The sequence below is a fragment of the Brachybacterium sp. AG952 genome, from assembly GCF_004362645.1.
In the GTDB taxonomy this organism is placed as follows: domain Bacteria; phylum Actinomycetota; class Actinomycetes; order Actinomycetales; family Dermabacteraceae; genus Brachybacterium; species Brachybacterium conglomeratum.
On sequence record NZ_SNXV01000001.1, the window covers coordinates 944,071 to 958,072 of the forward strand.

The window sequence follows — 14,002 nt, forward strand, 5'->3', positions numbered from 1 at the left end:
GCTTCGCTGAGTGGGTCTGGCCGACCTCAGGTGACCGGTCCAGCCAGCAGGTGACGGCATGCGGCGCGCCGAAGCGCGGATCGCCGAGGCGGAACCTCCCGGCCCAGCCTGCTCAGGCGCTGCGGCCGGTGTCGGTGCCGCTGTCGCCGGGGCCGTCGTCGAGCTCGCCGGAGTCGTCGGGGCCTTCGCCGCGCTCGCGACGCTCACGACGCTCGCGGCGGATGTCCTCGTCGAGCTTGCGCAGGAACTCGGGATCCTCGTCGGGGGCGAGGGGGCCGTCGCGCCGCGGACCGGGACCGCCGGAGGAGCCTCGGCCCCACGAGCGCTCCTTGCCCACGAACAGCCAGGTGAGCGGTCCCACCCAGGGAATCAGCACGATCAGCACGATCCATGCCCATTTCGGCACGCCTCTGACCTTGTCGTCCTGGGTCTGCACGCAGTCGGCGAGTGCGAAGACGGTCAGGGCGATCGAGAGGACTGCCAGGATGCCGCGGGCCATGGGGACAGTCTAGGCCGCGGACCTGGGACGGGGCCGGGGACTCTGGACCGGATCGGGGACTCGGGACGGGGCAGGGGGGCTCTGGACCAGATCGGGGGCTCTGGACCGGATCGGGGACTCAGGACGGGATCGGGGACCGGGCAGGGACGCGGGACGAGACCGGAGTACGGCAGGGCTGCCCATCGCGTCCGCGGCAGGGCTCGCCGCGCGCGCCGTGATCGCGGCCCGCAGCCCGCGGCGTGATCCTGGCCCCGAGCCGCCTCCGGGGACAGCGGGTTCCCGGACGGGGGATCTAGTCTGGAGCGATGCGACAGTTCCTGCTCTACGCCGTCATCCGCCTGGGCCTGTGGATCGCCCTGTGGTGGGTGCTCACCGTGGTCGGGGTGGGCGTGATGCTCGCCGGCGTGCTCGCGGCGTTGATCGCGATGCTGATCTCGATCCTGTTCCTGGACCGCCTGCGGGACGCCGCGGCGATGCGCTGGAAGGTCGCACACGAGCGCAGGGTCGAGAAGCGCGGCGAGACCGTGGACGAGGACGCCGAGTACGAGGACGGGCTCTTCGCCGACGAGGTCCGGATCGACGGAGAGACGCGGGCGGGGGACTCCGCCGCAGGCCCCGCGGACCTGCCCGACCTCCCCGAGGACGGCACGAGCGACAGGGACACCAGGGCCTGAGTCGCCCCAGGGCGCTCAGCGCGCTGACACGCTGCCCTGAGCCCTGAGCCCTGAGCCCTGAGCCCTGAGCCCTGAGCCCTGAGCCCTGAGCCCGCTGCTCCCCGCATGTTGCGTCCTGCGGACCAGCGGTCCGACGAGGTCAGAGCACGAGGCCGACGAGCAGCAGCAGCGAGAAGACCAGCTCGAGCCGTCCGGTCGCGCCGAGCACGGGGATCAGGTCCCGGCCCATCGCCCCGCCGAGCACCTTCCGCACCGGACCGATGGCGAGCGGCAGGGCGAGCAGCACGAGCGCCGCGGGCCAGTGCGCGATGATCACCGGCACCATGAGCACGAAGGGCGCCAGCAGCGTCGTCGTGTAGAGCAGGCGCGTGCCGCGCTCACCGAGTCGGACCGCGAGGGTCCTCTTGCCGGAGACGGCATCGGTGGGGATGTCGCGCAGGTTGTTGGTGAGCATCAGCGCGACGGCGAGCAGCCCGATCGCGACCGAGGCGAGCAGCGCCGCCCAGGAGGGGCGGCCCGTGATCGCGAGCGCCGTGCCGTTGACGGCGACGAGACCGAAGAACACGAACACGAAGAGCTCGCCGAGGCCCAGGTAGCCGTAGGGCTTCCTGCCGCCGGTGTAGAACCAGGCTGCGGCGATCGCGGCGGCGCCGACGACCAGCGCCCACCACATCTGCGCCACGGCCACCAGCACGACGCCGAACAGGCCGCCGAGGGCGAGGGAGATGATCGCGGCGCGCTTCACGGTCGCGGGGCGGGCGGCGCCGGAGCCGGTGAGGCGGAAGGGGCCGACCCGGTCGTCGTCCGTGCCGCGGATCCCGTCGGAGTAGTCGTTGGCGAAGTTCACGCCGATCTGCAGCGAGAAGGAGACGGCGAGGGCCAGCAGCGCCCGGGGGATCACCAGCGCCCAGTCGACCGATCCGGTGAGCTCGCCGAGCTGCCACACGGCGACGCCGGTTCCGGCGGCGATGGGGGCGAGGGCGGCGGGGAGGGTCTTCGGGCGGGCGCCCTCCACCCACTGCGGCAGGCTGGCCATCGTGCTCCTCACGCGTGCTGGGGCCGGCGGTCGACGGCCCCGACGAGCTTACGCCGCGGCGCGGCGCCGGACCGTCCCGTCGACTGTGAGTCGTGACCCGAGTGACGAGCACCGGGCCACCCGGATGCCGGGCCGCCGCGATGCAGGATCGACCCGATGCCGGGCAGCTCCGATGCCCCGCCGCCGCTCTGCTCGACGTCCGTGGCGTACGGACTCCGCGGCCTCCCCGACGGCGCGGCCGACGGGCAGGGCGGGGCGGCGGACCCTCAGCCGCCGGCGAGGCGGCGGGCGGCGGCGCGGTCCACCTTGCCGATGCCCAGCAGCGGCAGCTCCTCGACGACGTGGACGCGCTTGGGGATCATGTGCGCGGGCACCTCGGTGGTGCGCAGCGCGGAGCGGACGAGCGCCGAGGCCTCCGCGGGGTCCGTGCCCTCCTCGAGGGTGACCAGCGCCTCGACCCGCTGGCCCCATTCCGGATCGGGCACCCCGACCACGACGGCGGCGCGGACCAGGCCGCGCAGCATGAGGGAGCGGTCGATCGCACGCTCGACGTCCTGGGGGAGGACCTTGCGTCCGCCGGTGTTGATCACGTCGTCGGCGCGGCCCAGCACGGTCAGCGCGCCGTCGTCCCCGATCTCGGCGAGGTCGGAGGTGAGGAAGGCGCGGTCCGCGCCGTCGTCGCCGACGGGCGCGCCGCCGGCCGGCGCGTCGGTGTCCGGCTCGGCGGCCGGCGGCGAGGCGGCGGCGAACACTCCGCCGTCGGTGCCGCCGCCCTCGGTGAGATAGCCGAGGGCGAGGGTGGGGGAGGAGATCCGCAGCCGGCCCGCGCCGGACTCGTCGGGGTCGAGCACCGACAGGGATACCCCGGGCAGCGGCCGACGGTCGTAGACGCAGCCGCCCGCGGTCTCGGAGGAGCCGTAGGTGGTGCGCGCCGGGATCCGCTGCCCGCGGGCGCGGGCGAGGACGTCGGTGCTGGTCGCCGCTCCGCCGACGAGCACGGCGGCGAAGCGCTTCAGCAGGCCGCGGGCGCGGGCGTCGTCCCCGGTCGCGCCGGTGACGATGCGGGTGAGCTGGGTGGGGACGAGGGAGGTGATCGCCGGGAGCCCGGCCCGCTCCGCCTGCTCGAGGACGGGTCCGGCGAGCTCCACGAAGGCGGCGGCGTCGAAATGGCCGCGCAGGTCCGGCAGCGGATCCGGAAGGGCGGGCCCCGGAAGGCCCAGCGCCTGGCCGGTGCGGTGGGCGCGGGCGAGGACCTGCACCCCGGCGATGTGCGTGGGCGGCAGCAGCGGCAGCCAGAACCCGTGCCCGTGGGAGTCCGGGGCGGTGCCGTCGGCGGCGAACAGCTGCGCGGTCGCGTCCTGCGAGGCCCTCAGCGCGGCGAGGCTGAGCGCGACGGCCTTCGCGGTGCCGGTCGATCCGGAGGTCGGGACCACCAGCGCCGTGTCCTCGAGCTCGGCGGGCAGCCTGTCCGGGGCCGGGAAGGGCCCGAGCCACAGACGCGCCCGGCCCGCCATCGCCTCGCCGATCGCCTCGGAGTGCGCGGCGAGAGAGGCGGCGGAGGCGTCGTAGGCGGGCGGGACCAGCCAGGGCAGGGATGCGGCGGCGGGGCCGTCGGGCAGGGGCGCGGCCATCTCAGCCCTGCGGGTGGGGGAAGGAGGTCCAGTCGGGGTCGCGCTTCTCGAGGAAGGCGTCGCGGCCCTCGGCGGCCTCGTCGGTCATGTACGCCAGACGCGTCGCCTCCCCGGCGAAGACCTGCTGGCCCATGAGGCCGTCGTCGGCGAGGTTGAAGGCGAACTTCAGCATCCGGATCGCCTGCGGGGACTTCGTCGCGATGGTCGCGGCCATCGCGAGGGCCTCCTCCTCGATCCGTGCGTGGTCGACGACCCGGTTCACGGCCCCCCAGTCGTAGGCGTCCTGGGCGGAGTACTCCTCGGCCAGGAAGAAGATCTCCCGCGCCCGCTTCTGCCCGACCTGCTTGGCGAGATAGGCGGAGCCGTAGCCGCCGTCGAAGGAGCCGACGTTCGCGTCGGTCTGCTTGAAGCGGGCGTGCTCGCGGGAGGCGATCGACATGTCCGCGACCACGTGCAGGGAGTGCCCGCCGCCGGCGGCCCAGCCGTTCACGACCGCGATCACGACCTTGCCCATGGTGCGCATGAGGCGCTGCACCTCGAGGATGTGGAGGCGACCCGCGGAACGGGTGCGCACGGAACCGGTCTCCTCCACAGCCTCCTCTGCGGCGTACTCGTAGCCGGCACGGCCGCGGATCCGCTGGTCGCCGCCGGAGCAGAAGGAGTGCCCGCCGTCCTTGGGGGAGGGGCCGTTGCCGGTCAGCAGGATCACGCCCACCCCGGTGTCGAGCCGGGCATGGTCCAGCGCCCGGTACAGCTCGTCGACCGTGTGGGGGCGGAAGGCGTTGCGCACCTCGGGACGGTCGAAGGCTATCCGCACCGTCGGGAGGTCCCGGGAGGTCAGCTCCCCGTCCGGCGACTCGATCCGCTCCACGGCGCGGTGGTAGGTGATGTCGGTGAGCTCGGGACCGCCGTGCTCGTGCGCCGGCACCTCCCGCCAGCGGCGGGGATCGAAGGTGTCGGAGACCCGACGGGGCAGCGGAGCGGGCGGGGTCGTCATGGCCTCCAGGGTAGTCCGGGCAGAGCGGGCCACGGAGCGCTCCGGGGCCGGCCGCGGGTGCGCATCTCGAGGGCCCCGGTGCGCGGGCCGAGCAGGAGTCGTCATGCGGTGGTCATCTGAGGGTCGCCCGTGCTCCATCGGGCCGCGGCACCCTGGGCGCATGCATCCTCGACCCTCCCGCCGCGCCCTCCTCGCCGCCACGGCGCTCTCCTCCGCGACCGTCCTGCCGGCGCTCCTGACCGACTCCGCGACCGCCGTCCCCGCCTCGGACGGGCCGCGCTTCCGCATCGCGGTCGCGACCAACGAGCCCTGGGGCACCTACCACGTCAGGCCGGTGCTGGACGACATCGCCGCCCGCGGCGGCGAGATCCTCCAGGTCGTCCCCGACCTCGAGGGGATCGGCGCCGAGGAGACGGTCCCGGTCCGCACGCTCGAGCAGATGCGGGCCGAGGACGTCGACCTCCTCGTCGTCAGCGGCGCGACCGACTGGCCCGGACAGGTGGCCGAGGCCCTGCCCGACATCCCGGTGCTCGCCTCGAGCCTGGCCTACATGAACGCGGTCGAAGGGCCGCACGCCGCCGCGCTCCGCCCCCGGCTGCTGCCCGGCACCGCCAGCTCGGACGCCGAGGCCGAGACCTTCGCCGTGCACATGGGCGTGCCCGTCCCCTCGCTGCGCGTGGTCGGGATCCCCGAGCTCGACGACCTGCCCGAGCGCGTCCCGGAGCCCCGCACCGTGCTGGTCGCGACCTCGGTGACGCACGCCGACGAGACCGGCGCAGCCGCGCCGGGCGCCGAGCTGCTGCTCGAGACCGCGCACGCGCTCGCTGACCGGGGACGCAAGATCCTCGTCGGCCTGCACCCGCGCGAGGACCGCTCGCTGTGGAGCGACTTCGAGATCGCCGAGGAGGGCACGCTCGCGGCCTCCGCCCGCGCCGAGGCGGTCGTCGGCATCCCGGGATCCGTGTTCCCGAAGATCGCCGCCGTCGGCACGCCGCTCGTCGGGATCACCGCCGACGGGATCCAGGTGCCCCAGTACATCCTGGACCTCGGCGCCTCCGCCGCGACCCTCGAGGAGGCGCTCGCCGCCGTGGAGAGCGCCGAGCCGGTGGACAAGCGGACGCTGCGCCACGTGGTCGGCCCGCTCGGCCGCGCCGGGACGACCTACGCGCAGGTCCTCTTCGCCGCCTCGCGGCGGGTCGGGCGCGAGCGCTGACCCGTCGCGACGCCGGAGGCGCGACGGAGACGGGCTGACTACCCTGGCCCGATGCACATCCCCACCCCCCTCCGCGAGCGCGGCATCGACCGCGTCCACGCCTGGTCCATCCCGATGACCACCCGTTTCCGCCGGATCACCGAGCGCGACGGCCTGCTGCTGCACGGTCCGGAGGGCTGGGCGGAGTTCTCCCCGTTCTGGGACTACGACGCGGCCGAGTCGACGGCCTGGCTACGCGCCGCACTCGAGGACGCGACGACGCCCCGCCCCGCACCGCGGCGCGAGGAGGTCGAGGTCAACGCCACGATCCCGGTGCTCCCGCCGGTGCTCGCCGCCCGGATCGCGACGGTCGGCGGGGCGCGGACGGCGAAGGTGAAGGTCGCCGACCCCGGCTCCGACCTCGCCTCCGACGCGCAGCGCCTCGAGGCGGTCCGCGACGCGATGGGCCCCGACGCCCGGATCCGCATCGACGCGAACGCCGTCTGGACGTACGAGGAGGCGCTCGAGGCGCTGCCCGTCCTGGACCGGGCCGCGGGCGGGCTCGAGTACGCCGAGCAGCCCTGCGCCTCGCTCGAGGACCTCGCCGCGCTGCGCCGCGCCCTCGACATCCCGATCGCGGCCGACGAGTCCGTGCGCCGGGCGGAGGACCCGCTCCGGGTCGCCCGGGCCGAGGCCGCCGACCTGCTGGTGATGAAGGTCCAGCCGCTCGGCGGCATCACCCGCTGCCTCGAGCTGGCCGAGGAGGCGGGGCTGCCGGTCGTGGTCTCCTCCGCGCTCGAGTCGAGCATCGGCCTCGGCGCGGGGCTCGCCCTCGCCGCGGCGCTGCCGGAGCTGCCGCACGCCTGCGGTCTCGCGACCGCGACCCTGCTCACCGGCGACCTCGCCCCGCAGCCGCTGCACGCGACCGGCGGCACGCTGCCCGTCGGCCGGACGGCGCCGAGCGAGGAGCTGCTCGCCCGCCACGCGGCCGACGACGCCCTCGCCGCGCGCTGGGAGGAGCGGCTCGCGGCCTGCGCGTCCCTGCTCTGACAGCACGTGAGCTCTGACTGCACGTGAGCAGGCCGGGACTACGCTGACGGGGTGCACGAGCCCTCCGCCCCGATCCCCGCTCCGCTGACGATCCCCGCGCCCCGGCCCACCGGCTCCGGCGCGGTGGACCAGGCGGTCGCGGTCTGGTCCGCACTCGCGGAGCTCGGACTGGCCGAGGCGGTGCTCAGCCCCGGCTCCCGCTCAGCGCCGCTGGTCTACGCGCTCGCGGCCGACGAGGTCGCCGGTCGGATCCGTGCCCACGTCCGGATCGACGAGCGTGCCGCCGCCTTCACCGCCCTGGGTCTCGGCCGCCTGGATCCCGCCCGGCCCGCCGCGGTCGTGACCACCTCCGGCACCGCCACCGCGCACCTCCACGCCGCCGTGATGGAGGCCCACCACTCGCGGATCCCGCTGCTCGTGCTCACCGCGGACCGGCCCGCCGAGCTGCGCGAGGTCGGCGCGAACCAGACCACTCGCCAGGCCGGCATGTTCCGCTCCCTGGTGCGCCTGGCCGTGGACCTGCCCGCCCCGACCGCCGAGGCGGCGAGCCCGGTCGAGCTGCGCACCGCCGTCTCCACCGCCGCCCGCGCCCTCGCCGCCGCGACCGGGGAGCACCCCGGTCCCGTGCACCTGAACCTCTCCTTCCGCGACCCGCTCGTGCCCCGCGCAGAGGATTCGGAGCGGCCCGACAGGACCGCGGCGCCCGAGCGGATCGTCGTCACGCGGCGCGTCCCCGCCCCGGCGCCTGCCCCGCAGCCGGTCCCGGTCGACTCCCGCACCGTCGTCGTCGCCGGGGACGGGGCGGGACCGGCCGCCGCCGCGCTCGCCGATGCGCACGGCCTGCCGCTGCTGGCCGAGCCGAGCTCCGGCGCGCTCACGGCGCAGAGCCTCGTCCCCCGCTATACGGCCCTGCTGCGCGAGGTGATGGCCGATCCCGCGCACCCGCTGCGCCCCCGCCGTGCGATCGTGCTCGGTCACCCCACGCTGTCCCGGCCGGTCGTCGGCGCGCTCCTGGGCGCGGCCGACGTCGAGGTGGTCGTCGTGGATCCGCATCCGGACTGGCCCGACGTGGCCCGCCGCGCGAGCCTCGTGGTCCCCGCCGCGATCGGGCAGGAGCTCCCCGGCACGGGACAGGAGGCGACCGGGACCGGGCAGGACGCACTCGGTCCCGGACAGGAAGCGGCCTCACCCGGTGCCGCGCCGGCCGCGCCCGACGCCCCGGAGATCGATCTGGCACAGCGCCGCGCGTGGATCCAGGCGTGGCGCACCGCGGCCGACGCCGCCGCAGCCCGGCTGCCGCAGCCGTGGCAGCAGCGCGCCGCGCTCGCCGTGTGGGAGGCCTCCGGGCCGGGCGACCTGCTCGTGCTCGGCTCCTCGAGTCTCGTGCGCGACCTCGAGCAGCACGCCGGCCCCACCTCTGCGCAGGTGATCGCCAACCGCGGCCTCGCCGGGATCGACGGCACCACCGCCATGGCCGGCGGCCTCGCCCTGGCCCGCGTCGCGCGGGACGAGCCGGGGGAGCGGGGCCGCACCCGGCTCCTCGTCGGCGACCTCACCGCCCTCCACGACGTCACCGGTCTGCTCATCGGCCCGGAGGAGCCGCGCCCCGACCTCGACGTGATCGTCGTCGACGACGGCGGGGGCCGCATCTTCTCCGGCCTCGAGCACGCCGCGGCCCCGCCCGCGCTGCTGCGCCGCTTCTTCACCACCCCGCACGGCGCCGACATCGCCGCGGTCGCCGCGGGACTCGGCGCCGACGCACGGGCTCTCGAGGCCGACGCGCTGCCGGCGGCGCTCGCCGAACCCGCGCAGGGCCTGCGCGTGCTCGTCGTCCAGGAGTCGCTCAGCGAGGTCCCGAGGAACTCTTGAGCGCGAGTGGTGACATGACCCCATGAACGACGAGCACGCCCCGCAGCCGCCCCGCGACCCGAGCGCCGGGACCCCGGATGCCCCGTACGGCACGACCCCGGCCTACGGCAGCCCTGCTCCCGACGACGGGGCGTCCCCCTACGCCGCGTCCTACGGCGCAGGTCCGGCCTACGGCGCAGGTCCGGCCTACGGCGCAGGCCCGGTCTACGGCGCGGCTCCGGTCCAGGGCGCTTCGTCGGCCGAGGCGACCGAGCAGCTCCCGGCCACAGCCTCCCCGTTCGATCACGCCGTCCACGGGGCCGCCGCTGCCGGCTCCGGCGCCCCCGCGCCGGTCGCCGCCGGGGCCGCCGGGACGGCCGCGCCCCGCCGCGGGCCCGGCTGGGGCGGGACCAGCGCCCTCGTGCTCGCCGGGATGCTGCTCTCCAGCGGCCTCACCCTCGGCGGCGTCGTCGCCTACGACCAGCTGCAGGGCGACGAGCCGGTCGCCGCCGCGCAGGGCTCTCAGACCTCCGAGGCGCGACCTGCCGCGACGACCACTGCGGAGGACCCGGACTGGGCCGCGATCTCCGAGCAGGTCTCCCCGAGCGCCGTCTCGATCCTCTCCTCCACCGGCTCCGGCACCAGCCAGGGGACCGGCGTGGTCCTCGACGAGGACGGCACGATCCTCACCAACGACCACGTCGCCGGCGACGCCGAGTCCCTGCAGGTCACCACCAGCGACGGACGCAGCTTCGCCGCGAGCGTCGTGGGCACCGACCCCTCGACCGACCTCGCCGTGATCCGCCTGGAGGACCCGCCCGAGGACCTGCAGCCGGCGACCTTCGCGGACTCCTCCACCGTGGTCGTGGGCCAGCCCGTGATGGCTCTGGGCACCCCGCTCGGCCTCGAGAACACGGTCACCACCGGCATCGTCTCGGCGCTGGACCGGCCGGTCAGCGCCACCGGCGAGGAGACCGACGGCTCCGACACCACGTTCACCTCCGCGATCCAGACCGACGCCGCGATCAACCCCGGCAACTCCGGCGGCCCGCTCGTGGACGCCGCCGGGCAGGTCATCGGCATCAACACCGCGATCGCCTCGATCCCCAACGAGTCCGGGCAGGCCGGCAGCATCGGGCTCGGCTTCGCGATCCCCGCGAACACGGCGATGCTGATCGCCGAGCAGCTCCAGGACGGCGGCACCGTCCAGCACGCCTTCGTCGGCGTGACCACCACCGACGGCACGGCCGACGACGGCAGCGCCGGCTACCGCGGCGCGGAGGTCGTCGCCGTGGAGCCGGGCAGCCCCGCGGCGGAGGCGGGACTGGCCGAGGGGGACCTCATCACCGGGATCGACGACACCCCCGTCGGCGGGGCGGGCGCCCTGACCGGCATCGTGAGCGGCCTCGAGGTCGGCTCCACCCACACGCTCGAGCTGGTGCGCGACGGGAAGGTGCAGACGCTCGAGATCACCCTCGCGGCCCGGGAGGGCTGAGCAGGGGAGACCTCGTGCCCGTCCGGCCGTTGCTCGGGCGGCGACGTGGCGGGCGGCGCAGTACGACGCAGGGCCTCGTCCCGTGCCCTCGGGCGCCGCGCCCCGGACCTCAGGCCTCGGCGTCGCCGCGCAGGGCCCGCAGCATCGGACGGCACTTCGCGAGCGCCTCGGCATGCTCGGAGACCGGGTCGGAGGCCGCGACCAGACCGCCCCCGGCCTGCAGCACCGCAGAGCGCTCACCGGTCAGGTGCGCCATCCGCAGCGCGATCGCCCACTGGCCGTCGCCGCTCGCGTCCATCCAGCCCACCGGGGCCGCGTACCCGCCGCGGTCGCGCGGCTCGAGGCGGGCGATGATCTCGTCGGCCCGCTCCCGCGGGGTGCCGGAGACCGCCGCCGAGGGGTGCAGCCGCGCGGCGACGTCCAGGCTCGTCACCCCCTCGTGCAGGCGGGCCGAGACGTCCGAGGCGAGGTGCTCGAGCCCCGGCAGGCGCAGCACGAACGGCTCCGCGGAGACCTCGATCTCCGCGGCGAGGTCCTCGAGCCGCTCGACCACGGAGTCCACCGCGTAGGCGTGCTCGGAGCGCTCCTTGCGATCGGCGCGGAACGCCCGACGGTCCGCCTCGTCGAGCTCGCCGTCGTCGGCCGCCGGCCGGGACCCTGCCAGCACGCGCGAGAAGACCCGCCCATCCTCGGTCTGGGCGAGCATCTCCGGGCTCGCGCCGATCACGTCCTCGAGGTGGTACACCCAGGTGCTCGGGTAGGCGCGGGCGAGCCGCGTGAGCAGCAGGGCGGGGGAGAGCGGCTCCGGGGTGCGCACCGAGGTGCGCTCGGAGAGCACGACCTTCTCGGCGGCGCCGGAGCGGATCTCGTCCACGGCCTGCTGGACCAGCGCCTGGTACTCGTCGGGCGTGTGGTCCGCCTCGAGCTCGAGCGGCGCGGCCGCGGGCACGTCGACGGGGGAGGAGGGGAACAGGTCGCGCCAGGAGGCCGGCAGCTCCGGCTCCTCGTCGATCCCGACGACCGTGAGGAAGGCCTCCCCGTCGTGGACCCCGAGCAGCGCGCGCGGCACCAGCAGCGTCGAGGGGCGCTCGGAGGCGCCCGCATAGGAGAAGGAGCCCAGCGCGATCAGGCCGCTGGTGCGCACCCGCACCTCGTCGTCGACCCGGGCGCGGGAGGCGAGGTCGCGGAAGGCGGCGCTCGCGGCCGCGAAGCGGTCCGGGCCGGTGGTGCGCACCGACCAGGCCCGGCCCACGGCCACCAGACCCTGGCCGTGCCGCATCCAGGCGCCGGAGACCCCCGCGGGGACATGGCCCAGCAGGTCCACCGGCTCCTCGATCCGCACGGTGCGCACGAGCGGCGTCGCGGAGGCGGGCGCGGAGAGGTCGGGAAGCGTGAGAGGAGCGGACATCCGTGTCATTATGCGACACCCCCGCGCCGCCGCGCCGTGACCCGCGTCCCGTCCCCGGATGCGTCCTGCGGAGGGGGCGAGGTGCGACCATGGTCCGGCGAGAGACCGCGGGCCCGGCACCGACCGGGCGCCTTCCCCCCACCTCCCGAGGAGCATCGCGTGAGCACAGACGGCGACAGCATCACGACGCCCCTGGTGCGCGGGCTCCTCGCGGCGCTGTCCGTGCTCGGGATCTCCCTGGCCGTGGTGGTCGTGCCGGCGCTGGCGGCGCAGGTCGCCGGCACCGCCTCGAGCGCCACCGCGCTGGACGCCGTGCTGATCGCGCTGGACGTCCTGGTGCTCGGGCACGGCGGCGGGGTCGTGCTGAGCACCGGCGTGATCGACGGGGCGGTGACGCTCACCCCCGTCGGCCTGCAGATCCTGCTCGTGCTCCTGGCCGCGCTGTCGCTGCGCCGGGTCGGCCACCGCCTCGAGCTCGTGCGCGGCGACGGCGTGCTGCGCGTCGGGGCGCTGCGGGATGCGGGCGTCTCCCTCGCCGCCTTCGGCGGGACCTACGCGATCGGTCTCGCCGTGCTCGCCGCGATCGGCCGCAGCGCCGATGCCGCGCCGATGGTGACCTCCGCCGTCGTCTCCGGGGCGCTGGTCGCCGTCGGCGGCGGCCTGATCGGCCTGCTGTGGTCGCTGCGGCGCGAGCCCACCACGGCGGTGCCGGGCGTGCGCGTGCTCGAGCTGCTGCCCGCCCCCTACGGCGCGGTCGCCCGCTCCGCGCTGCTGGCGCTGCTGGGCCTGTTCGGCGCTGGGATGCTGCTGGTGCTGGTCCTGATGCTCACGCACGTGCCGGCCCAGTCCGCGCTCTTCGACCAGCTCGACCCCGGGATCGTCGGCGGCCTGGTGCTCACGCTGCTGCAGCTGGCGCTGCTGCCGCTGCTGGCGGTGTGGGCGCTGGTGGTGCTGCTGGGCGGCACGGTCGTGGTGGGCACCTCCACCGGGATCTCCCTCGCCGAGGTCCAGACCGGCGTGCTGCCGGCCCTCCCGATCCTCGGCGCGCTGCCCGAGCCGGGCGACCTGCCGGGAGCGGCCTGGGCGCTGATGCTGGTGCCCGCGCTCGCCGTCGGCCTCGGCGCCGTCTCCCTGGTGCGGGACGTGGCCGAGCTCGAGCGGCGTGAGCAGATCACGGCCTGGATCGCCTACCCGGTCGTGGTGGCCGTCGCGGTGCTGCTGCTCGCCGGGCTCACCACCGGCGGGATCGGCGACGGCCGCCTGGTGCACCTCGGCCCCGCCATGGGCACCCTCGTGCTGCCGCTGCTGGGCGTGGTCGTGCTCGCGACCGGGCTGGTGCTCGCCGTCCTCGCCACGGACCTCGTGCCGTGGACGCGGCGCACCATCGCGTCCCTGCGCGAGCGCGTGGACGCCGCCGAGTCCGCGGAGCGCGGCGAGGACGCCGGCCGGCGGGGGAGCGCCGGCGCGCGGGGGAGCACCGACACGCGGGGGAGCGTCGGCTCGCGCGGGAGGACCGGCGGAGCGGCGGCCGACGGGACGGACGCCGACGGCGCGACGGACGACGATGCGGACACGGCCGACGACGCTCGGGACCAGGACGCCTGGAGCGCGGACGCCGCGGACGATGTCGCTGCCGACCATGCCGACGAGGACCCGACCGAGCCGCCCGCGGACGAGGATCCGCTCAGCCCCCGAGCAGGCCGCTGAGCCAGTCGACCATCGACCCCTGCGCCTCGGAGTCGCAGGCGGTGCGCGACTGCTCCGTGATCGCCGAGGCGCGGCACTCCTCGAGCTCGGCGAGCGGGCCGTAGAACAGGGTGCTCAGCAGCGCCCCGGAGATGATCATCAGCGTCGCCGGGACGCCGAGCAGACCCCCGATCACCACCATCGACCAGCGCCGGTCCTTCACGAACTGCACGATCACCGGCACCAGCAGCACGAGCGCGACCAGCCCGGTCACCCCTGCCAGCAGCGAGAGCGGCAGCGGCAGCATCATCAGCAGCCACGAGGCGAGCAGCGCGATCGCGAGCGCGCCCACCCGGCGGCGGTGGCGCCTCTCCGGGGTGACGTCGGAGCGCGGGGACGAGTCGGGATCGCTGTTCACCCCACCCATTGTGCCGTGCCCGCGGCCGACGTCGTCGACCGTCCGGCGGGACGGCGTCCCGCCCCGCC

12 protein-coding genes are annotated in these 14,002 nt (G+C 75.8%); 6 read left to right on the forward strand and 6 right to left on the reverse strand.

Translation table 11 applies throughout. From position 1 onward, the window contains the following. Window positions 1-112 precede the first annotated feature (112 nt). Entirely contained in the window at window positions 113-499 is a 387-nt protein-coding gene (locus DEU31_RS04145) for a PLD nuclease N-terminal domain-containing protein (protein WP_133675954.1), read from the reverse strand. Window positions 500-804: 305 nt separating this feature from the next. Here DEU31_RS04145 and DEU31_RS04150 point away from each other — a divergent pair, with 305 nt between their 5' ends. Continuing rightward, window positions 805-1,173, forward strand: a complete 369-nt coding sequence (locus tag DEU31_RS04150; RefSeq protein WP_010550372.1) for a DUF4229 domain-containing protein — start codon at window positions 805-807, stop codon at window positions 1,171-1,173. 139 nt (window positions 1,174-1,312) lie between these two features. On the opposite strand, the gene DEU31_RS04155 is transcribed toward DEU31_RS04150, so the two are convergent. The 3 genes from DEU31_RS04155 to DEU31_RS04165 all read right to left on the reverse strand — a co-directional run bounded on the left by DEU31_RS04155 (window position 1,313) and on the right by DEU31_RS04165 (window position 4,837). Next, window positions 1,313-2,209, reverse strand: coding sequence for a 1,4-dihydroxy-2-naphthoate polyprenyltransferase (locus tag DEU31_RS04155; RefSeq protein WP_133675956.1), 897 nt, complete (start codon window positions 2,207-2,209; stop codon window positions 1,313-1,315). 266 nt (window positions 2,210-2,475) lie between these two features. Beyond that, window positions 2,476-3,840, reverse strand: a complete 1,365-nt coding sequence (locus tag DEU31_RS04160; protein ID WP_133675958.1) for an AMP-binding protein — start codon at window positions 3,838-3,840, stop codon at window positions 2,476-2,478. A 1-nt stretch (window position 3,841) separates the two neighbouring features. Then, entirely contained in the window at window positions 3,842-4,837 is a 996-nt protein-coding gene (locus tag DEU31_RS04165; protein ID WP_010550369.1) for a 1,4-dihydroxy-2-naphthoyl-CoA synthase, read from the reverse strand. Between the two features lie 160 nt (window positions 4,838-4,997). Here DEU31_RS04165 and DEU31_RS04170 point away from each other — a divergent pair, with 160 nt between their 5' ends. The 4 genes from DEU31_RS04170 to DEU31_RS04185 are packed head-to-tail and all read left to right on the forward strand — an operon-like array spanning window position 4,998 to window position 10,422. Beyond that, window positions 4,998-6,050, forward strand: a complete 1,053-nt coding sequence (locus DEU31_RS04170; protein WP_010550368.1) for a hypothetical protein — start codon at window positions 4,998-5,000, stop codon at window positions 6,048-6,050. A gap of 51 nt (window positions 6,051-6,101) precedes the next feature. Continuing rightward, on the forward strand, window positions 6,102-7,079 hold the full coding sequence (locus tag DEU31_RS04175) for an o-succinylbenzoate synthase (RefSeq protein ID WP_010550367.1): 978 nt from the start codon (window positions 6,102-6,104) through the stop codon (window positions 7,077-7,079). 51 nt (window positions 7,080-7,130) lie between these two features. Continuing rightward, the gene (gene menD / locus DEU31_RS04180; protein ID WP_133675960.1) at window positions 7,131-8,948 is read left to right on the forward strand and encodes a 2-succinyl-5-enolpyruvyl-6-hydroxy-3-cyclohexene-1-carboxylic-acid synthase; all 1,818 of its coding nucleotides are present in this window, start codon (window positions 7,131-7,133) and stop codon (window positions 8,946-8,948) included. Window positions 8,949-8,970: 22 nt separating this feature from the next. After that, a complete protein-coding gene (locus tag DEU31_RS04185) occupies window positions 8,971-10,422 on the forward strand; it encodes a trypsin-like peptidase domain-containing protein (protein ID WP_133675962.1) in 1,452 nt (483 codons plus the stop codon). Between the two features lie 109 nt (window positions 10,423-10,531). On the opposite strand, the gene DEU31_RS04190 is transcribed toward DEU31_RS04185, so the two are convergent. Further along, window positions 10,532-11,830, reverse strand: a complete 1,299-nt coding sequence (locus DEU31_RS04190) for a chorismate-binding protein (protein ID WP_166649378.1) — start codon at window positions 11,828-11,830, stop codon at window positions 10,532-10,534. 159 nt (window positions 11,831-11,989) lie between these two features. Between DEU31_RS04190 and DEU31_RS04195 the strand changes: the two genes are divergently transcribed. Further along, window positions 11,990-13,537 carry a DUF6350 family protein gene (locus tag DEU31_RS04195; RefSeq protein ID WP_133675966.1) on the forward strand — a complete coding sequence of 516 codons (1,548 nt, stop codon included), beginning with the start codon at window positions 11,990-11,992 and terminating at the stop codon, window positions 13,535-13,537. Here the strand turns inward: DEU31_RS04195 and DEU31_RS04200 are convergent. Then, window positions 13,515-13,943: a hypothetical protein gene (locus DEU31_RS04200; protein WP_133675968.1), complete on the reverse strand. Its 429-nt coding sequence runs from the start codon at window positions 13,941-13,943 to the stop codon at window positions 13,515-13,517. The genes DEU31_RS04195 and DEU31_RS04200 overlap by 23 nt on opposite strands. Between the last annotated feature and the right edge of the window lie 59 nt (window positions 13,944-14,002).